The sequence below is a fragment of the Paenibacillus sp. 23TSA30-6 genome, assembly GCF_014858585.1.
Classification (GTDB): domain Bacteria; phylum Bacillota; class Bacilli; order Paenibacillales; family Paenibacillaceae; genus Paenibacillus.
Genome location: NZ_SLTL01000013.1, coordinates 24,198 through 46,491 on the forward strand (window position 1 = coordinate 24,198; position 22,294 = coordinate 46,491).

Genomic DNA, 22,294 nt, shown 5'->3' on the forward strand with positions numbered 1-22,294 from the left:
CCTTATATATGAACGCTTTTTTGTAGTTTCGCTTCTTTTTTCAATTCTCTCTTCGCTTGTCTTTTCACTTTCCGATTCTTACGTTTTTGTATCATATTATCCATCATGACGTAGACTACCGGAATAAGAATCAATGTAATAACAGCAGCGAAGGACAATCCGAACACAACGACAACTGCCATAGGTGCTTGTGTTTCATTGCCACTTCCTGTTGCGAATGCCATTGGAAGCAAAGCAAGTACAGTAGCCAGCGTGGTCATTAAAATTGGACGCAACCGCTCAGCCGCTCCATGAATAATAGCTTCATCCCGATCTTGGCCTTCTTTTCGGAGCTGAATTATAAAGTCAATCATAACAATGGCATTGTTGACGACCAAACCGACGAGCATGATATAACCCGTCAAAGCTGAAACGCTGAGACTCGCCCCGGTTACAGCTAAACCGATAAGCACACCAATTACCGTAGGTGGAACCGAAAACATAATAACAAACGGTGTAAGCAACGATTCGAACTGTCCTGCCATAACCATATAAATCAGCACGACAGATAGCAGAATAGCTACCGCCAAGTTCATAAAAGACTCCATCATTTGTTCATTTTGTCCGCCACCCGTATCTGCACTATAGCCTTCTGGGAAGTGAGTACTCTTCAAAAGAGCATCTATTTTTTGATTAATGGTAAGAATGTCCCCCGTCCCATCAATATCAGCAGTAATCTGCACTTGACGCGTTTGGTCTTCACGAGTAACAGTATCTGGTACAGTCCGTTTATCAATACTTACTACTGAAGACAAAGGTACATCAATACCTTGTGAAGTGGTAATCCGTAAGGCTTGTAGATATGACAAATCGTGGCGATTCTGCTCTGGCAACGATATCTTCACATCAATCTGATCTTCACCTGTACGATAGCTTGTGGCGACTGATCCATTAAAAGAAGTATTCACTGCAGACAAGATTTGGGTTGCTGATAAGCCATATCGACTAGCAAGCTCCCGATTAACTGTAATCTCATATTCTTCGCGAACCGCACTCAAGCTACTTTTGACATTAACGGTACCCGGTATCCTTTTCACGTCAGCAACGAGATTGTCTGAAAGTTCTCTCAGTACGTCAATATCGTCACCTTTTAAATTAATGTTAACAGCCGCACCGCTTGAAAGGCCTGTTGTAGACGCCATTGTAATCTCTGCATCCGGAATACTATCAAATTTCTTACGAAGGCCATCAACTACAACATCTGTTGCCTGATGCCCATCCTTCAGCGTTACGCTTAGATCTGCCGAGTTGGTTGGAGCTGCACCAGAAAAGGCAGAATTGCCACCAGAACCAACAGTCACTGTCATTTTATCCAGATCAGGAATTTTCAAAATTTCTTTTTCTATATCTTGAACAACCTTTTCCGTTTCTTCCAAGACCGTACCATTAGGAAGTTTCACATTAACTGTGAATTCCCCAGTATCGGATGCTGGGATAAATTCAGCCTTAACGAAAGGAACTAGAGCCCCAGCTGCCACGAACATTAATAAAGTAATAATTAACACAGATTTTCTATGATTAATTCCCCACTTCAGTATACGTCGATAGCCACCCTTAAACTTCTCGAAGCCAATATTAAACCACACAATAGGGTTTATACCTTTATAAGTACCTGAAGAGTATATTGATTCATCCGGTATGGTAGGTAACCAACGTGAGCCGAGCATTGGAACAATCAGAAGAGAAACCACCAAAGCTGCAATGTGAGAAAAAATAACAGTTAACGCCAACGGTTTAAATAGAACTCCCGCAATTCCGTCAACAAAAACAACTGGTAAAAATACTACGATCTGCGCAAGTGCAGATGCCATAACGGCATTACCCACCTGCTTGGAGCCATCAATAGCCCCTTGTAGCATGCTTTTCCCTTCATGTCGCTGCCTAAATATATTCTCAATAATAACAACGGCAAAGTCGACAAAGGATCCTAACCCCAGAAGCAAACCGCTCAGTGAAATAACATTAATAGTTTGTCCGGTGAAATACATCATCATAAACGTTGCTACGAAAGAAATTGGAATAACGATAGAAGCAATAATAGTAGAACGTATACTATTCAAAAATAACAGCAATACTATGGCTGCGATAATAAGCCCCAATATAGCATGCTCTATTAATGAGTGTACGGAGTCGCTAATGGGTTTGGAAGCATCTGTTACCATCTCCAGTTGAGTTCCCGGAGGTAATTCCTTCCGTATTGAATCTAAACTATCCTTCACAGAATTGGCGATTGAAAGGGTATTCCCCCCTGTAGCTTTAGTAACAGAAATATTGATACTTGGCTTTCCATTATAGGTAGAAATGGTTGTAACTTCATCCAAGGAATCTTCAACTGTCGCAATGTCCTTTAGCTTAACGCTTCCCTTCCCTACTGGAATTGGCGTTTCACCCATTTCTGAAACAGCTTTGTATTCACCTTGAACCCGAAGTTGGATTTCTGTATTACCTCGGTACACCGAACCAGCAGAACCAGCTACGTTATTAGACGATAGCGCTTGGCTGATTTGATCCAGCGTAATGCCATAGCTTTGAAGCTTGGCCTGATCTACGGTAATCTTCACAAGCCGTTCTTGCCCACCTGACATGCTGACTGAAGCTACTCCCGAAATTCTTTCAAGACGCGGCTCAATGATATCTTCCGCAATAGGCTTCAGCTTGTTAATATCCTGGTCCCCTGTAAGAGAGAGCGTAATAACCGGCGTTGCGTTGAGATCCAATTTAAGTACGCGCGGTGAATTTGCGGCCTTTGGAAGAGAGCCTCGAACCCCATCAATTTTATCTCGCATGTCGAGGGTTGCCTGATTTATATCTACTCCCCAATTAAATTGAATTATGACCATAGATGTTCCTTCTGAAGATTCGGACTGGATCGTATCCACATTCTCAATAGAAGCCAGACTCTTTTCAATAGGTTTGGTCACCAATTCCTCAACTTCTGTCGGTGTCGAGTTCGGAATACTGGTCGCTACCACAGCGATAGGCAGCTTCATATCCGGCATCTGCTCGACAGGAAGCCTTAACGCAAAAATACCGCCCCCGATTAACAAAGCAATAATTAACATAAATACTGTTACAGGACGGCGTATCGAAAACTGAGACATCTCATCACTCCCCACTCATTTCTCTATGTAATATTTAAGCACACTAATCCTCTACTACGATGAAATAGGCGTAAAGTTTCAGATAAATGCGCAAAAAAAACATATAAAAAAATAATAAACACATTTTGAGATAAACACTTAAAAAAAAAGCAGTTAATTACGGGTGCTCATTAGGATTACAGAACAAAAAACGGCGTGATCCTCACCTGTAATTTTCTGCTCATTGATATTATGGCATAGGCCCTTAATCCCAGTCAAATAGCTGATTTCTAAAAAACATCCCTCTCATGTATATGAAAGGGAATTTCCATTTCACATGGAGGGATGTTCGATAAATTGAGTTTTTTAAGGACCTAGATCTTAGGAAGTAGCTTTTTATCAGCCATAACTTTAGCTACAATAATGGCTGCATCACCACGCAAGGTCAGGGATGTAGGATTAAACATATATCCTTTTTTGGGATCGCTGGCATCAACAGGTGAACCTGTGATAAAGCCCTTCTTGGCAATAGCCAACACAGATGCTTGCGCATAGTAATCAATTTTGTCCGCATCTTTAAAGGTTTTAGACAGATTCTTCATGATCTTGTCATGATCTGTTTCCAGCTTCAAATTCAATGCTTTGGCAATGATGACCGCAGCATCTTGACGTGTGATGACATCTTCCGGCATAAAGATTCTCGGTTGCGAACCTTTTACAATACCGGCGCGTGCAGCCGTTTCGATATAGCGATAATCATAAAGGGCATCTGCTGACATTGCATTTGAAACTGACACATCGTCAAAATGCTTCGCACCACTGTAGTTAAGTGGAATTTGCAAGCCTTTGACCATCATCGTAGTAAATTCGCCTCTTTTAATGTAGCTGTCAGGTCCAAAGCTGTTAATTGGATCAATCGGATTCATGACACCCTTAGCCAAAATGGCCTCGATATAGTCTCTCGCGTATTTGTGTTTAATAACATCACTATACGTTTCTCCAACCTTGGCAACTACATAGTAGCCGAAACGATCAAACGGTACTTTAATGGTATGTTTCTTCGGATCTACAACACCGCCAATGTTCTGCCAGTCTTTGAGATCAGAATCAAAATAGAACACCGTCATTTGTTTCCCTGCATCCTGAGCGATACTGCTATCATACGTCAGCGTTAATGTAGCACGCTTGGAAGGTACCAGTTCATTGGCTGGGTCACGCCAGTAGAAGTTTTTGATCTTGCTACTGTCGTTTTGTGACTTATTGGCCAGTTGGTATGGATCAGCACCGTAAGTTACAGGATCATACGCATCTGTTTTGATATCATCTGCTACACCTGGGTCAATCCAGAATACAGGACTTGATTTGGTATAACGATCTGGAAAATCTCTATTAAAATATTTACTTCCATCTGCGATCAAGCTCTGCATGTCCGATAATGCCTTTTCAGTTTCAAACTCATGTCGGTCCACGACACCATCTTCGCTGTTCGCTATCGCAAAATACAAAGTGTGTCCGGAGAAGACCTGGTTTTTGAATTGCTGAGGCTGATCATAATCTCGACGAATCAGGCTCGTCCCCTTGGCAAAAGCAAGTGTAAGATTACCATCAAACACTTTGTGTGATGTCTTCATGGCTTCCATAAACTGCTCGCCAGGAATATTAGTAGGCACATATTTTACGGTAATGGTTTGTTTTTGTTTGTCCTTACCTACCGTAACCACTACATCAATTTTATTGTCTTTATTAGGTTTCAGCCCTGTAACGATGGCTTTGTATGTTAAAGGATAATCAATGGTGCCATCATAGTCAGAGTCAAATCCCTCTTGAACCGCTGTTTCCTTACCTACCATAACACTATCTGCATTACCTGCGTTCACTACAACTTGCACAAAGTTTTGATTCACGATTCTCTTTTCTGGGAGTGGACGCAAAATATCAAAAGATGTGGATTGGCCGGATACTTGCAATCGGAACGTTGCAAATGGTCCGCTTTTACCACTGTTATACAAGGTAATATTGTAGGCTACTGCTGTTCCATCTTGTGGAATCGTTTGGTTTTTCAGTACAAAGCTGAAATACTTCTTATCTGGATGATAATAAACCAGCAGATCCTTTAAATCTTTGCTGTTGAATTTATCCGTAGTAGAACCGGAATTGTACACTGTCTTGGCATCTTCGGCTGAGTAGAACTGATTATTCAGAGTCCAGTTGACCTCACTGCCGTCAGATCCTTTAATCTCCAGAATATATTGGTCTTTATTGGTGATATCGCTTAACGCACTCGGTACCTGGTTTGCAGTTCCCAAATCAGCAATGCTAAAGGTACCAAAAACATTGATGTTTTTCAGGGATGTAGTGTAATTCGTGTCATCCACTTTTTTGAAATTAGCATCTTTGGATTTTGGTGCAATTTCGCTGTATTTCGGCGCACTGCTTAGTCCGCTAACTGGAGTAAACGGAATAATACCTTGCGTGTTTGCAACAGGAATTACCGGTATATTCGTTTGTGTAAAGTTTACTTTTACTGTATTGGCGTACTCAATACCCGGTTTGTATACAAACTTGATTTCATTATTCCCATTCGCCAGTGCATTAGCTGCCGCATCCTCGGAGGATGAAGCGAGTTTAAAGTCCACTCCTGTGCCATTCAGATCAACCAATACATTATTTACATACAGGAATACATTTCGGTTACTGCCTGTGTAATGAATATCTGATGCATTACTTACGTCGAGCAATTTACCTTTAAAGTAGCCCAATTGGGTCAATTTATAGGTATTCAAGTTTGCGCTAGATGTATTCAACGGAATTTGTTGTCCGTCATAAATTGTATCGTATTTCATGAACGGACCCTGCAACAGATTCACTGTCGCTTTGATCAATTTGGTCGAGTCTCCATTCAGGTAAAAATTCAGTACGTTTGCGCCCTCTTTAGGCAGGGAGTCAATGTAAGCAACAATTTTCTTCACCTGTGTTGACTTACCATTAATCGTCCTAACCACATCTTGAGGTGAACCTACCGTGTGTACAGTTACGCCGGAAAGCTCACTAATCGAAGTTGGAGCCCCGTTAACCACGATAAATTCCAAACCTACAGGAACAGACGGCGCATCTGTGGTTTTATTTTTCATAGAATTACCGGACAACTTTTGGGCTTCTGCTATAGCTGTCGTTTGATCTGATCCAGACCCATTGATTCTGTTCAACAATTGAACATTAAAATCGGAAAGGTAATTAACATCATCAATATAAGGTTGTGTGCTGCTGCGCAATGTAAATTGCACAGGATATGCCGCTGGAGGTGTACTACTATCATCAAAAGTTAACCCCAGAAACGCTCCAGTTACATGATCAATGACAGCATCAGTAGGTACATTCACCTGAAATGGATACACTCTATAGCCATTTGAAGTTGTCACATTAGCCGTATCAATCGTAGCATCTACACCGCTGGTACTACCAACAGCGCTACCGTTGTTGCTTACATCAATAAACCGTGCATTAATGGTAGCCACCTTCGGATCGGAAGCTCCCCCTGGGACTAACACTTTACCTTTTAAAACAATTCCGCTGGTGTCTGCCACCGTAAAGTCTGGTGAAGTGGTCAGATCCGTAGACACATTGCCATCCTTATTCAAATTCAAATCAGAAAATTCAGGTTTTCCTGTATAAATTGTAATTTCGCGTGTAACCGTAAGGGCCTGAGTGCCATTACCTACTTTGATAGTCACTACGTTTTTACCAGGGCTGAGTACGACACTACCTGTTAATTTATAGCCTGTGTAGCTATTAACAGTATATGTGTTACTACTTTTTGCAGACGTCAGCGTTACATTGTCAGCGTTGGGCGCTGTACCTTGAATAACTACTTTGACGTCATCCGTACCACTATTCTTTGCATCAGTCAAAACAGTTGTTTGGTTCTCAATCAATTGCTCTGTTTCGCCATTTAACGTTGCAGACAAATCATAGAGCTTGGGTCCGTCCTGATACTCAATATAAATAGAATCCTTCATATCAGCCGAATTTTGGCTGCTTTGGAACGTAATTCGGTTCAAACCAGGAAAGAGTTTAATGTCTGTAATTTTAAGCGTGGAGCCGGTGACCGTAATTCCGCCCTTTTGGCTCTCATTTTTATTAACCTCGGTGTAGGTCGTTCCATTTTTAGAGAGCTGGAATACACTATAGGAAATGGTGCTTCCGTTCACTCCATTAATCGTACCATTAACTGTAACTCGGTCGGTGTTCACCACTCTGGCTGAATCCGCGTCGTATTTCTCATTTGGAAAAATAAAATAAGTTCCCGTCGCAGCATGAGCCGTACCTACCAGGGCCGCCGGCACCAAGCCAATGATGAGACCAACCGTCAGCAACATGGATAGCAATCGTTTCAAATCATTGTCCTCCTTTGATTCTGTCGCACCTTGGGGCACGTAATCATTCAATACTTTTTTTATCGGTAGCGAACATACAAAAAATTAGTAAATACGCAAAAAAGGAGGGAGTTTTTTTCATAACGAAGAACAAAAAAGCCCTCAAACCCGCGGTATACCGCCAAGCTTGAAGACTTACTTTTAAAATAAAAAATTATAATTTCGACCGAGTCTGGGAATCTGGCTTAGCCAGCAACCGAATCAGGGTGTTAATCACCGGACGTTTGGTTTTGCCGACAAGACCAATAACCTCGGCGCCGATCTGTAAGAAGAACATCATTATACATATCACGACAAAGATAACCCAGTTCGCTTCATTAAGCGCAGCATATGATTGAATCACGGCTAATACACCGAAAAATGCAGCAATAGCGTAAATAATCAATACGGTCTGTCTGTGGCTAAAGCCCAATTCACGCAGACAGTGATGTAAATGACCTTTGTCTGGTGAGAAAATCGGTTTTTTCTGCAACTTGCGACGAATGATTGCAAAGAATGTATCTGACAAAGGTACGCCGATAATGATCAATGGCGTAATAAACGATACAATAGCGATCTGTTTGAATCCAAGCATCGACAGCATCGCCAGGCAGAAGCCCAAAAATAGAGATCCTGTATCACCCATAAATATTTTTGCAGGATGAAAGTTAAAAAACAGAAATCCGATAATGCTACCCAGCAGCACCAGGCAAAGCATAGCAACCATATAGTTGCCCATCAGAAGAGACATTACAAAAATCGTTCCGATTGCAATTCCTGAAACACCAGCAGCCAGTCCATCCAGACCGTCAATCAAATTGATGGCATTCGTTACACCTACAATCCAGAAAATTGTAAGCGGGATGGAGATCCAGCTTTCCAAAGAAGAGTATGCATCCTGAAAAGGCACGTTCACAAAATCAACACGAATATCAAAAGCAAATACAACCATACACGCAACGGCAATTTGAGCCAAAAATTTCAATTTTGCATTAAGATCAAAACGATCATCGAGGGCACCAATCAATGTAATCAACGTTCCGCCAATTAGAAAGGCTGCGATAAAGTTAATATCCCTTGAGGACAGCAATCCTTCAGGCACAAAAGGTAAAATCGCCAATAAGGACAAAAGAAATGCCAGGAAAATCCCCAGACCGCCAAGACGCGGCATAATTCGGGTATGTACCTTTCGGGCATTCGGCACATCGACGGCTCCAACCTTCACAGCAAATTTTTTGACAAGCGGTGTCAATAACAACGCAAGTCCCAGTGCCATGATGAAACCAATAATATAGATCAATAGCATTTGATCATTCGACCCCCAATTTTAAAGCAATCCCTTTTCAGATGTAACCGCATTGAATTATACTCTGATCGAAAATAAATACCAAGCTTCATATTCTGGCAAATTAGCGGGTTTTGAAGGCAGATTCAAGCTATTTATCACACTTTTGTGACGTTTTCTTTTTCACGCATCACTTTCACGGCGAATTTCGGCAACGCAAGCATTCTTTTGTACCGACTTGGCTCTTTCAATAGCCTATACAACCACTCAGCTCTGAGCTTCTGGAACAATTTAGGCGCACGTTTGGCTTTACCGGATATAACATCGAAGCTACCGCCCACCCCCATCATTACGGGAACACCCAATTGTTCTTTATATTTACCAATCCAGGGCTCCTGCGTGTCTGCTCCACGTGCTACAAACAGCAAATCGGGATTTGCTTCACGAATAGCTGCAATCACTGCTTCATCCTCTTCCGGTCCAAAAAATCCGTCACGCTTGCCGCAAACCGTAATTCCAGGATAAAGCTCATGTACCCGTTGTGCAGTCGCTTGAATCACCTCGGATGTCGATCCGAGCAAATAAACTTTCCAATGATAGTTTTCTCCAGCTCCAAGTAATTCATGTAACAAGTCAAAACCCGCCACTCGTTCAGGTACTGGATGCCCTACATAATTTGCGGCCCAGACCACGCCGGTCCCATCCGGGACGACGAGCTCCGCCTGCTTCATCACGGACATGTACACTGGATTATCCAATGCAGCCATAACCATAATCGGATTAGCAGTAATCACCTGATGCGGACGGCGAGACTCTATCGCCTGGATCAATACATTTAATGTATCTTCCATATTAAGCCTTGATACCGGAACACCGAAAATCGGGACGGTAGGCACATTCGTAACCTTATCGACTGTCACTGTATCCATCATCCTTTGCGACACAAGTAATTAATGATATGCTGTGCCGGCAAACGGGCCTCGCTCTTCAACAAAGCAATTGCCGCTCCCTGGCTCTCGATCCATTGGCTCCGCTGATCCAGCAATCGTATAGCCTCATCAGCCAGCTTTTGACCATTCAGCGCTTCTGTGGTGCCTACAGGCTGGCTACCGACGCGGCCGAGGAAATGGTCAATTTTCGGATCATAGGATATCCCCAACGGGGGCACCTGATGGGATGCTGCATAAATCAGACTGTGCAATCTCATCCCGATCATCAAACTACAACGACTGACTTCCAGCAACATCTGCTGAGGATCGGTAACCTGCTCACATATACTAACACGGCTGCCCGTTTCCCTAATATCCCCTAACAAATCCATGACCATCCTTGAAGCCTGCTCGTCGTCTGGCAGATGGAAAGGAAAAAAGCGCAAATGTACACGGCGCCCAGCAGCTAATTTCTTCAAACCATCCGCAATCGCCGTTAATTCACGACGTTCCTTGTCCCAGTAACGTACGGACACACCAACGATTGGAAGTTCATCTTCTCCTTCGACAGCCGCTCCTTGCAAACCTTCGGAATTGGAGGGCAATGGAAGCCCCATTACTGGATCGGGAACGACCTCAACAACAGGACGTTTTAATTTCATGGTGCCCAGTAGCGCCGCAGACTGTTCATCTCTTACAGATACATATTCGCAGCGCTGAAACACCGACCGAATCATAGGATAAAATATCTTCCGTTGCACCGGACCGATACCTTGAGCATACACAAACGTCGGCTTTCCGGCCCATTGGGCCAGTTTGAGAATCGCTAGGTAATAAGGAATGCTTTTGGGACTGGTTGCATCCTGAAGCAAACTTCCGCCACCGCTGATTAACCCGTCACTGTTTTTAATCGCTCTCTGAACTTCTCCCAGACTCATACGCGGTACAGCTTCTACTCCGTACATCTTCTGTGTCCAAACGGGGTCCGAAGACAGTACAACAGGTTTAACCGTAATCCCCGTCTGACGGCTTTCCTCCTCTAATGCTGTCAAAATAGACTTGAGCACCGCCTCATCTCCACTATTGCGAAAGCCGTAATAACCCGAGATGATTATCGTTTGAGCTGTGGTGACCATTTCTTCCAACACCCTTCCAGCACTTGCCACACGACAATTGCGATGATTCCCAGCACCAGACCCAAGCCCAATCCTAACAGCCCGCGACTAAGCGACAGTGCCGCTGGAGAATGAATATGAGCAAAGGTATCGACCATAGAGGCCTGACCAATAGCAGCGATAATCAGCAAATAGATCGCTTTGCGATATTTCAACGCCAGGAACGCACCAGCAATAAATAGTGGATGTGCCATCAAGAATTCCTTATTGCGCGGACGTACACCAAACACATTTTCAAGGAAGTTCCGGAAAACCAGCTCCGTGTTCGACACCGTACCCGCATTTCCGGTTCGAGTCAAATAGTAATAACCTGCGGCTGCGATAACAGCCAGTGCGATAACCCACAGTACGGTAATCGGCGTACGTAGCAGCTTGGAAATTTCCTCTCGTATAGAAACGCCACGATAAAAGAAAATATATATCGCCGCCAAAAAAATCGGCAAAATGTGAAGCAAGCTTACACCTCTAAATTGGTTCAGCACAAGGCTGTAAGCAATACTGTTCAACAGAGCAATAACAAAAGGCACCGCAGCCAGCGACAAAATCGCTGTCTGTACGTACAGTATAAGCGTTTGAATCAAACGCTGACCTGCAGAAAGTTCAGACCCCTGTTCACGTTTAATTCTAATCGTACGCACGGTGATGATCATTGCAACCGTAGGTCCGCTAATCGCCGCGAGTAGGGCCAAGCCTTGCTCCATCAAGCTGGAGTTCAGAACATAAAGTCCTGCTGAACCTACTAAACCGAGTGCAAATGCCAGCAAAGTCAATGCCGGGACGAAATAGGACACCATAATGGAGAAGAATGCCAGTGCACCCAGTACGACGATCATTTTCAGATAGCGCTGAATGGAAGAATCGACGACTTGGAACGGTTCAGCCTGTCCGAGTTCAAACCCTTTTTTCTCCATCCGTTGTACAGCGTTACCCGGCTTGTCCAAGCTGTGGATCAGGTTATCTACCGAATCCTTCACCTTGGCTTCAGCAATACTACGGCTAGGCGCGGTATTCAGATACAACATGCGAATATTACGGTCCTTGGTGGCCAGTGCAAAACGATCGGCCAACGTTTCCACATCAAGCGTTGAATCTTTATCGCTCAATGAGTATAAACGCACAACGTTATAGTGGATATCGTAAGCGAGCTTATTGAAGCCTGCTTGCGGTTTTTTTAAGTTTTCGATAGCAGCTAGGCCAATATCGTATTTGTTCAACAATTTAGCAAATGCCGCTAAGCTATGCTCTTTCTCGTTATCGGTGAAGCCTTTGACTGAATCACCTTCAAACAAAATGCGTTTTACACCATTCTGCTGAAAGGAAGCAAGCATCTCTTCCGTCAACTCCTGGTTGTAAGGAAGACTATCACTCATCCGTGGAACAATAAAAAATCCTTTGCTCCGAAGCTGCTTCATCGCAATCGGGTCAGGCTGCATGGGCTTGAGATACGCATCCTCTGGAGATGTTTCCACAACTAACCCTTCCTGCCCCTGATAAGTCCAAGGTTTTACATTGATGTCCAGACTTGTAAACGTACGTAAAATCAACGGCTTTAATGCGTTGGCATTTTCTTTGTCAGCGAAAACAATATACGTAAAATTCTCATTTGCAGGTGAAAGCCGTTTTTCCATATCGGCAACGTTTTGAGTCGTATAGGTTACGACTCGACCCGCTTTACGGAAATCATCCAACGTACTTTCATACATCGCCATGCTGTTCACACCCGCTTGCTGTAAGCGGTCAAGTTGCTCATTCAGATAGTCCTGCGGGTGAGCCTGATACGAGGCTGCCTCCGTCAAATCCCGATAATCGAATACAATCTCTACTTTTTTACTCGAGGATTCTGTCTTCACACGATCGGCGATGACTGGAATGGAAGCCAGCAAGCCGACAGCCACCAAAATCCATAACCATTTTCGAGAAGCCGTATTCCAATACTGCCATTTCTGATACACCAAAGAACCTCCTTAATATTCGGGATTTTGCAAAATTCAATGCTGCCCACCTTGTCGTACTCAGCCCTTTGGTAGGTCACTCATTGAATTTTGCAAAATCCTCCGTTGCCGGAATAAGCCTATTTTCCCAAAGCCTCTTCCAGGTTATTCTGCAATACAGAAATGACCTCCACGGCGTACTGCCCTTTGCCGTGAGAGGTCACCGATTACTATATCTTATCCAATTACCTTAACCTATTCTATTATAAAGGGATTTTTCTCAAGCGTCTACGCGAGCCATAACAGCATCGACCAGGTGGCTGATTCTTTGCTCCGCGTCTGACAGCGAGGAACCGCGTACCGCAAAATATACTTTGATTTTGGGCTCTGTGCCCGAAGGACGCAGGCAAAACCACGAACCGTCCTCCAGTAAGAATTTGAGTACATTTTCCTGTGGAAGTCCGTCCAGACCTTGTGAGTAGTCCAGTACCTTATCTACCTTCACGCCTGCAATCTCTTGAGGCGCGTTGCTACGCCAATCGGTCATTTTGCCCTGAATTTGTGCCACTCCATCCTTACCCTTAAGGGTACGAGACTCCAGCTTCTCAAGGAAGTAGCCAAACTGCTCGTACAGCTCTTGTAAAACATCATAGAGCGTCTTACCTTGTGTGCTGTAATAAGCAGCCGCTTCAGCGATCAGCATAGCCGCCAAGACCGCATCCTTGTCACGGGCATAATTGCCTGCCAAATAGCCGTAGCTCTCCTCATAGCCAAACAGGTAGGTATAATCACCCGTTTGGTCGAACTGATTCATTTTCTCACCAATGTACTTGAAGCCCGTAAGCGTGTTGAATACCGTTGCTCCAAAATGCTCAGCAATCACTGCGCCCATTTCACTCGTTACGATGGTTTTAATTACAGCTCCGTTATTTGGGAGCTTACCCGTTTCTTTTAGCTGGTTCAATAAGTAGTAGACCATGATCGAGCCAGACTGATTACCGGACAATACTACATACTCGCTGTCACGGTTTTTCACAACTGCTCCCATGCGATCCGCATCGGGGTCTGTACCGATCAACAGGTCCGCACCAATCTTTTCACCCAGTGCAATCGCCAGCTTGAAGGCATCGCGTTCTTCCGGGTTGGGTGATTTGACAGTAGAAAATTCAGCATCCGGCTGTTCTTGCTCAGGCACAATATGTACCTGCTCAAAACCGATTTTCTCCAACACGCGACGAACCGGTACATTGCCTGAGCCATGAAGAGGTGTAAACACAACCTTGAAGTTTTTGCCTGGACCGGCTGCAATCAGCTCACGGTTTACACTCACACTGGCTACCGTATCTGCAAACGCTTCATCTTCCTCTTCTCCAAGCCAAACCAACAATCCCTGTGCCTCTGCTTCTTCACGTGTCAGACTGCGAATGTCGGCAAAAGAAGGAACCTCACGGATATAACCAATTACCTGTTCAGCCTGATCTGGAACAAGCTGACCCCCTTCATCGTTGTATACCTTGTATCCATTATACTCAGGAGGATTGTGACTCGCTGTCACAACAATCCCTCCACTGGCTCCCAAATGACGTACACTAAACGAAAGCTGTGGCGTTGGACGCAAGGAAGGGAACAACTTAGCCACGACACCATTGCCCGCCAGCACCAAAGCTGCATCCAGAGCAAACTCTGGTGAAAAATGACGAGAATCATGTGCAATGACAACCGAAGGTTTGCCTTCTTTACCAGCATGCTGTTCTAAAATATAGCGAGCCAGCCCTTGAGTCGCACGTCCAATGACGTAACGGTTCATCCGATTACTTCCTGCCCCGATCACTCCACGCAGACCGCCTGTACCAAATTCCAGCTCTTTGTAAAAGCGATCTTCCAGTTCCTGCTCGTTGCCTTCCAACGCGCGCAACTCCTGTTTGGTTTCTTCATCAATATAAGGGTCTTGCAGCCAGCTCTCAATGCCTTCTAATGCTTTTTTACTCAACCGCGTCATACGGAATTTCCCCTCTCCATTTTTGGGTTGTCAAAACAGGATTTCTATGTACACATGCACTCGATTCAGACGCCGTGCTTATGTCGGCAGAGCTTTATTTATTGGGGAGGGTCAGATAAAGCAAACATAATTTCGCCCTCAGCTACTACCGTATCGCCTACTTTAGCCGTAGCTTTCCCTTTGCCAAATGCGCCTTTGGAACGAGTGATTTCCACTTCAAGCGTCAGCGTATCCCCAGGAACCACCTGTCCACGGAAACGGAAACCATCCAACCCTGCCAAGAACCCGATTTTGCCACGATTGCTCTCTAGGTGCAGTAATGCGACAGCCCCAACTTGAGCCAGTGCTTCGGTGATCAACACACCAGGCATAACGGGATACCCCGGAAAATGTCCAATGAAATGAGGCTCATTCATCGTTACATTTTTAATGCCTACTGCTCTTTTCCCTTCCTCCAGCTCAATAATACGATCCACCAATAAAAATGGCGCTCGATGTGGGATAATCTCCTGAATTTGATTAACATCCAATTGTAATTTGTCCATTTACCTTAATAACTCCTCCCGCTTGCAAGTTTGACTCTGTATCAGTCATGAGTTACTGCAAGCATAATATTACCCCGCTTGCGCTGCATAAAAACAGCTCATAACGGCAACAATGTTAGATATCCTTCACCTACTGCAGAAGTGGAGGTTGAGATAAGGGGCTTTTTCCGCCGGTTATGCAACCTGAGGCGCGAAGAAGCCCTTTTGCCCGTGCTTGGTTTTACCCCGCAGTGTTTAAACTTCCCCATCATTATACAGTTATCAGGTGTAAAAAGAAAATTACGCGGAAGTACCATATTGGGTGCTCCTATTATGGGGTGAAGCGGAGCTTCAATTTGAGTCAAGGGGGACGGGCTGCGCGATTTATTTGATCTTCCAATCGCTGTTGTCCCTTAATTTTTTCATTATATAAAACCCGATAAGGTTAAAATTCAGGGGCAAAGGCGAACGCTGCCGCTTCTCCAGATTCAAATAAACCTCTCCGCCAAGTTACTTTTGGCTCAAAAAGAAAGCCTGCTTCAATAATGCTCGCTTGGCGTGAAGGGCGGAACAACACCGAAGGCCTCTGCGACGGCCTTCATTGGCTGCAATCCATACGCGCTACGCTGGAGGCTCCTGCCGTTAAAGGCACAACAAAACCCTGCGCCACTGGCACAGGGTTTTGTTGTTTTATTACTACCCACACAAATTGCGGGTGGTTTATTTTAATAAAAGTGGCCCTAATGGCGGGTAGCAGCGGAGCGGGCAGAATTGTTCTGAAGAAGCGCAGCGTTTGCCTTTATCCCCGGATTCAAACCTCGAATGTTTTAAAATCAAAAGGAATCTGGGGATAACAGCAATCGGAAGAACAATCTGCACGCGGAGCGGTCTTCTCCCGCCTCCCACTCATTTAAAGTAAACTAAGGCGCAAAAATAAGATCAATGACGTGCTGCCAGGTTTTCCATTCAAACACGCCTGCCAGCCCTTGCTTGCCTACGATCACATATCCTGCAATCAAACCACCCAACAGCGAGAATAGGAGCAGCAACGGGATTACGAAATAACGGGCAGTACGCCAGCGAGACTTCGCCTTTTCAGGCACCGGACGGGAATTGGGTTGTTCTTCTTTCATCACCAAATCCCTATGCCCTCAGATTGTTGGCCAGGTTCATCATCGTGTCGCTAGAAGTCAGCGCCCGTGCCGCCAATTGATACATTCGCTGAACTTGCATCATGTCCGTCATTTCACCCGCTAAATCTACATTGGACTCTTCCAGATAACCGGAACGTACAGATACGTCAGCTGGAACAGCGCCCGCTACACCTGCTGCACCAAATACATTCGCTTCTGTCACACCATATGCTAACACGAACAGGTTATCGTCCCGCTGTTCCAATCCTTCTGGACGTTGCACATCCATCAGCTTGATCCGTTGACCAACTATTGGATTTCCCGTTCCGTCTGGGCGAATAAGCAATTCACCGTCCGGGTTAATCGCTACCTTGGAGCCAGACGGAGCAGTTACAGGAACATCATTGTTATCCAGCACTTGATAGCCTTCAGAAGTTGTCAGCAACATCGTTTTGCCGTCATTCGGATCTGGAACAAACTGAAAGCTGCCGTCACGCGTCCAAGCCTTCTGTCCATTTCCCTGAACTTCGAACATGGCATTGCCCTGGATCGCAAGATCGGTAGGAAGGCCCGTCTCTTTAAGCGGTCCCTGCTCCATATTTTTCATAGCCGAGGCTACTTTCACACCGTAGCCCAAATTATAGCCAAGCGGCATAGCCCGTCCATTTTGGAGATACGTTGAAGGCTGCTGCTGCACATTGGCCAGCACATCTTCAAAAGAACCCTGTTTACTCTTATAACCAACCGTATTGACATTGGCGATATTATCGGCAATCAAATCCAAGCGCTGCTGCACACTGGCCATAGACACCATTGCGCCGATCATGGAGTTGTTCATCACTTACCCCCTGTTATACACGGCCTACTTCATTAACGGCCTTGTCCAAGCTTTTATCATAAAATTGAATGATCTTCTGATTCGCTTCATACGCTCTTAACGCAGCCATCATATCCACCATCGACTGCGAAGCGTCCACATTGGATACTTCCAGATAGCCTTGACGAACAGATACCACATCATTCGCAGTCATCGTTCTGGCCGTAGCACCGTCCGTATCATTCAGACGGAAATTCCCGTTACCTTCACGGACGAGCTGGTATGGACGGTCAATGACACTGATTCCAAGCGTCGTTCCCAACGTCTGATTAGAGGCTTTGTCCACCAATTCGCCCCGCTCATTTACTTTAAGCGCTGAAACAGCACCCGTCAATTGAATCGGCTTGCCATTCGTATCCAGCACTGCTGAACCAGTCGACGAGAGCAACGCACCCGTTCCATTTACCTGAAAATGCCCATCACGTGTATAGCGTACATTACCGTTGCTGTCTTGAACCGTAAAAAACGCTTCCGGACGATAGGTGACTTCACCGTTAGCATTGATGAATTTCCCCGCCCGATCAAAAGCCATAGGCTGACCGGTTGCCGGGTCGTTCACGTTAATATTGGACTGTATTGCGAAATCCGTAGCTTGTCCGCTATCCTTCAATGCCCCCTGAATGTAAGGGGAGAGGCTTTCCTCAGCAAAAACGCCAGTATTGAGCTTGCCGACCGTACGGTCCGGGTTATTCGGATTGCCCCCGGTCATCGAAATAAGCATTTCGGGAAAAGAACGCTGAACACTATTTTCCTGCTTGTATCCCGGTGTGTTCATATTGGCAATATTTTGCGTCACGGTGTCATGGCGTCGTTGTTGCGTTGTCATTCCGGCGGCCGCAGTATATAAACCTCTCAACATGTATCGTGCACCCCAATTCTGTACTCTCCTGGTCAAACATCTGCTCGTACGGAGGCATGGAAGCCAAAACCTAGATAGCCTGCCTGACCGTACACGAGTCTCTTATAATCACTATCGGCAGATTAGAACTTTTTCTTAACGACATGATCCAAATTATCCAGCATAATTCCTGTGCCCTTGACGACACAATGCATCGGATCTTCAGCAACCAGTACCGGAACACGCAGTTCCTCGGCAAGCAGCTCGTCCAAACCGCTTAGCAACGCGCCGCCGCCAGTCAAAATAACACCACGATCAATGATGTCTGCTGACAGTTCCGGTGGAGTCTGCTCCAATACAAACTTGGCCGCAGCCACAATCGCTGATACAGGATCTCTGAGCGCATCCTGCACTTCAGCCGCAGAAATACTTAACGTTTTAGGCAATCCGGATACCATATCCCGCCCCCGGATGTCCATTTCTGCCTGTCGTCCGCTCGGATGCACGGTACCGATGGCGATTTTAATATCTTCCGCCGTACGTTCCCCGATCAAAAGCTTGTACTTTGTTTTCACATATTTCATGATGGCGGAATCAAACTTGTCTCCTGCCATTTTAATGGAAGAAGCCGTTACTACATCCCCCATAGAGAGGACCGCAACGTCTGTTGTTCCACCACCAATATCCACAACCATATTGCCACTAGGCTCAAAAATATCCATTCCTGCCCCGATGGCAGCTGCTTTTGGCTCTTCCTCCAAAAATACTTCTTTGGCCCCGCTACGCTCCGCCGCTTCACGAATCGCTTTTTGTTCCACTGAGGTAATGTTCGTCGGCGCACAAATCAGAATACGAGGGTGGCTATACCAGCTTTTTCCTCCTACCCGATTGATAAAATATTTTAGCATCGCTTCGGTCACTTCAAAATCGGCGATGACACCGTCGCGTAGTGGACGGATAGCTATGATATTACCGGGAGTACGTCCAACCATACGGCGCGCTTCCTCTCCGACAGCCAGAACTCTTTTTGTATCGCTTTCTATTGCAACAACGGAAGGTTCGTCAAGAACAACCCCCTTCCCTTTGACGTGGATAAGCACGTTGGCCGTACCGAGGTCGATACCGATATCATTACTGAACATATTAAAAAGGCCCCCAAAGTGATATTTTAAAAAGCTGAGATTCGACAAGAAGCGGCAAATATATGTATAAACCTACGGTTACATGTCATTTTTCGATCTTGTACCATCTTTTAACATATCATACTTCAGGGGGTTGATTCAATGGCTTTGCCAGCCAATTCACTATATATTTTTAGGACTTGCCTGAAACGAGGATCTCCCTTCTTTTGCCGCTCGTTTTTTTGTACTTGATTTTCGTCGCTTCCCCTCCCCTCAGATGGCGGATGGATTTATGGTATTCGAGAATGTGCTTCACCTGATCTGCAAGGTCCGGGTTGATTTCAGGCAGCCGTTCGGTCAGATCTTTATGCACCGTGCTCTTGGAGACACCAAATTCCTTGGCAATCGTACGGACCGTATTCCTTGTTTCCACGATACAGCGACCGATTTTGATGGTCCGTTCCTTGATGTAATCGTGCACGCTCCCGCCTCCCTACTGTGGATAGTTTGGTACATTATATGAGGAGTGTGCCTATATATTCGCGGTTTGGCGGGAAGACATGCTTCGGAAGGCCTATTTATTTGGCAAAAGCAACTGATGTTGACCCCATGAACTACAAAAGCACAAGAAAAAAGCGAGGGATGATGATCCCCCGCTTTACATGAAAAGCTATGGCTAATTTATTTTTTAGGAAGCAGACCGGTTGGATTCACTGGCTTGGCATCCTGATACACTTCAAAATGCAGATGTGTTTTCAAATCCTTTTCAAGTTCATTACGACCCGCCGAAGCGATGACATCGTTCTGTTTTACTTGATCGCCTTCTTTTACTTTCAGATCGTTCAAGCTTTGGTACACGGTTCTGAGATTATTATCATGTGTAATTTCCACCACATTGCCTACCAGCGGGTGTTGTTCCACACGAGTCACTTTACCACTGAGGGCAGCTCTCACTTCGAACGTTTGATCATCGGCGCGGGAAAGATCAATCCCGGTGTTGGCGGTAAAGGTTTTATCGTACTCTACCATCGCAGCCGCCTGTTCGTCAGCAGTCGCGTTTTCGTCAAAGAATGGCTTTACGACCTGTACTGCGGCAGCATCTGCTACCGGCCATGCGAGATTTTCCGACTGGGCAACGACTTCCATACTTTCAGGCTGTTGTCCGGTAACATCGGTATTGATCATTGTTGTATTCTGTACCGATGAATTAGTTGGGTCAGGTTTGAAAGACTTCTGGCTGGCATCCTGATAGACCCACACTAAAGTTAGTATAATGGCTGCTGCGGCAATGTAGGCTGCCGGGTATGCCCACCTTTTGGACAACAGCTTTTTCCACGAAGACGGCCGTGAAGCCCTTCCACCCTGAAAGGTTTTGGGTGTTTCTTCATGATTTTGGTTCTGGTTTTTATTTTGTTCACTCATTTGCTCATCACCTCAGTAACCAGTGTTACCGGGTGCAACTCTTTTATACTTCAAAGTTTTGAAAAATTTACTAACTTAGAATACGAGAGGCTTGGGCAAAGGAAACGCCCGTATAATAGTGAAGGAGAATTTGAGTGGCGGTATGTCCTTCCTTGGCCATTCCGTTAGCTCCCCATTGGCTCATACCGACACCATGTCCGTATCCGTAGGTTGTAATGGCGATCCGATCCCCTTCCGCCTTCCACGTAAATTCAGCAGAACGCAATCCCAACTTATTTCGGATTTCCGGCCCTGTAAAAATAGTGCCTCCTACTTCGATCTGCTTGATCCGATGTCCCTTTGTCTTGGAAAGTATCCGAATTTCCGGTATACTCCCTCCTCCGGCAGAAGCGGCCATCGCCGTACGGCTCAAACCCAATCTATTAAACACAGTCTGACGGCTCAGTGTGACGGTTTCTGCATAACCAGGCGCAAGCTGCTTGTCCCATGGACTTGACACACTCCGTAAATAAGGCACAGCCTTGGCCCATACATCCTCTGAATTTTCAGTATAACCGTTACTGGTAGAAAAAAAGGAAGCGGTAATCGGCTTGCCCTCATATACCATGATCGTATCCTTGGTGTCGCGTACAGCCTGCCGGATTTTGGCCAGTTCTGCGGATTTGCCAGCATGCCCCCACTCTCTATTAAGTTTGGCTTTGGAAATGTAGGCTTGGTGCTTAACCGTATCGGTCACATCCGCCCCCGCCGGAGCGCCGCTGGTGTCATCAGCCAGCAAACGGCGGGCAATGAAGGTACGCGCGGCAATGGCCTGCGCCTTCAACGCCTCGCCCTCAAAGCTGGGCGGCATTTCGGCGGCTACTACGCCGACAATGTATTGCTCCAGCGGCAGCGTCTCCGTGCGACCAGTGGACGTGACGTATACCCGCACGTCCGGCTCTGCCGCCGCTGGTACGCTGCGCGCTGGCGCGGCGGGCACCGCAGGCATGGGTGGGACGCCCGGCAGGCGTGTAACAGGCGCCTCGCCCTTCGCAACCGCTGGCGTAGCCGTGCGGTTGCCAGGCGGCAACGGCTGCGCCGTGTGGCGTGGCCACGCCATTAGTGCGGGCACCACCAGCGCTAGCGCAAGCAGGCCCGCCATAGCCGCGGCGGGCAGCCACGGGCGGTGGCTGCCCCAGCGCGGTACATGCCCGGTGGCAGGCCGCAGATACGGCAGCGGCACGGACGGCTGGCTGCCGCGTGCGTCGCGGGTCGTGGCTGCCCCGGGGACGAGCGACGACGCCGGGATAGGGCGCTGCGCGGGAGTGACCGCCGCCGCACGTCGGGCGGTGAGGGTCACTCTGTCAGGAGCTGACGCGCCCGGCGGAACGGTCTGCTGTTGCACAGGACGCCCTGCCTGTGCAACAGCTATAGAGCCGCGGCTGTCTCCCACAGGTGAAACCCGGCGATGTTCCTTGGCATGATGAATGGGTATACGAATACGAACCTGTGAATCTTTCATAAGCTGAAACCTCCATCAAAGGGCTAGA

The 22,294-nt window shown here is 46.1% G+C and carries 15 protein-coding genes; all 15 read right to left on the reverse strand.

The features are described 5' to 3' along the window. Window positions 1-2 precede the first annotated feature (2 nt). Window positions 3-3,140 carry an efflux RND transporter permease subunit gene (locus E0698_RS13715; protein WP_192511983.1) on the reverse strand — a complete coding sequence of 1,046 codons (3,138 nt, stop codon included), beginning with the start codon at window positions 3,138-3,140 and terminating at the stop codon, window positions 3-5. Window positions 3,141-3,493: 353 nt separating this feature from the next. Beyond that, window positions 3,494-7,513, reverse strand: coding sequence for an S-layer homology domain-containing protein (locus E0698_RS13720; protein ID WP_192511921.1), 4,020 nt, complete (start codon window positions 7,511-7,513; stop codon window positions 3,494-3,496). A gap of 193 nt (window positions 7,514-7,706) precedes the next feature. Then, window positions 7,707-8,837 carry a glycosyltransferase family 4 protein gene (locus E0698_RS13725; RefSeq protein ID WP_134912176.1) on the reverse strand — a complete coding sequence of 377 codons (1,131 nt, stop codon included), beginning with the start codon at window positions 8,835-8,837 and terminating at the stop codon, window positions 7,707-7,709. A 137-nt stretch (window positions 8,838-8,974) separates the two neighbouring features. Beyond that, the gene (locus tag E0698_RS13730) at window positions 8,975-9,736 is read right to left on the reverse strand and encodes a WecB/TagA/CpsF family glycosyltransferase (RefSeq protein WP_134912175.1); all 762 of its coding nucleotides are present in this window, start codon (window positions 9,734-9,736) and stop codon (window positions 8,975-8,977) included. 8 nt (window positions 9,737-9,744) lie between these two features. Then, window positions 9,745-10,881, reverse strand: coding sequence for a polysaccharide pyruvyl transferase CsaB (csaB, locus tag E0698_RS13735; RefSeq protein WP_192511922.1), 1,137 nt, complete (start codon window positions 10,879-10,881; stop codon window positions 9,745-9,747). Continuing rightward, window positions 10,857-12,872, reverse strand: coding sequence for a DUF5693 family protein (locus tag E0698_RS13740; protein WP_192511923.1), 2,016 nt, complete (start codon window positions 12,870-12,872; stop codon window positions 10,857-10,859). The genes csaB and E0698_RS13740 overlap by 25 nt, the downstream gene beginning before the upstream one ends. A 259-nt stretch (window positions 12,873-13,131) precedes the next feature. Continuing rightward, a complete protein-coding gene (locus tag E0698_RS13745) occupies window positions 13,132-14,850 on the reverse strand; it encodes a phospho-sugar mutase (RefSeq protein ID WP_192511924.1) in 1,719 nt (572 codons plus the stop codon). A 98-nt stretch (window positions 14,851-14,948) separates the two neighbouring features. Next, window positions 14,949-15,395, reverse strand: coding sequence for a 3-hydroxyacyl-ACP dehydratase FabZ (gene fabZ / locus E0698_RS13750; protein ID WP_013312312.1), 447 nt, complete (start codon window positions 15,393-15,395; stop codon window positions 14,949-14,951). A gap of 899 nt (window positions 15,396-16,294) precedes the next feature. Then, window positions 16,295-16,507 carry a DNA-directed RNA polymerase subunit beta gene (locus E0698_RS13755; protein WP_134912171.1) on the reverse strand — a complete coding sequence of 71 codons (213 nt, stop codon included), beginning with the start codon at window positions 16,505-16,507 and terminating at the stop codon, window positions 16,295-16,297. 10 nt (window positions 16,508-16,517) lie between these two features. Then, window positions 16,518-17,345 carry a flagellar hook-basal body protein gene (locus E0698_RS13760; protein ID WP_134912170.1) on the reverse strand — a complete coding sequence of 276 codons (828 nt, stop codon included), beginning with the start codon at window positions 17,343-17,345 and terminating at the stop codon, window positions 16,518-16,520. 13 nt (window positions 17,346-17,358) lie between these two features. Beyond that, on the reverse strand, window positions 17,359-18,243 hold the full coding sequence (locus tag E0698_RS13765; RefSeq protein ID WP_134912169.1) for a flagellar hook-basal body protein: 885 nt from the start codon (window positions 18,241-18,243) through the stop codon (window positions 17,359-17,361). A 122-nt stretch (window positions 18,244-18,365) separates the two neighbouring features. Further along, window positions 18,366-19,364, reverse strand: coding sequence for a rod shape-determining protein (locus E0698_RS13770; RefSeq protein ID WP_044646231.1), 999 nt, complete (start codon window positions 19,362-19,364; stop codon window positions 18,366-18,368). Window positions 19,365-19,536: 172 nt separating this feature from the next. Continuing rightward, window positions 19,537-19,824: a sporulation transcriptional regulator SpoIIID gene (spoIIID, locus tag E0698_RS13775; RefSeq protein WP_007432737.1), complete on the reverse strand. Its 288-nt coding sequence runs from the start codon at window positions 19,822-19,824 to the stop codon at window positions 19,537-19,539. A 200-nt stretch (window positions 19,825-20,024) separates the two neighbouring features. Beyond that, window positions 20,025-20,765 carry a M23 family metallopeptidase gene (locus E0698_RS13780; protein ID WP_192511925.1) on the reverse strand — a complete coding sequence of 247 codons (741 nt, stop codon included), beginning with the start codon at window positions 20,763-20,765 and terminating at the stop codon, window positions 20,025-20,027. 70 nt (window positions 20,766-20,835) lie between these two features. Then, window positions 20,836-22,266 carry a stage II sporulation protein D gene (gene spoIID / locus E0698_RS13785; RefSeq protein WP_192511926.1) on the reverse strand — a complete coding sequence of 477 codons (1,431 nt, stop codon included), beginning with the start codon at window positions 22,264-22,266 and terminating at the stop codon, window positions 20,836-20,838. Window positions 22,267-22,294: the final 28 nt, after the last annotated feature.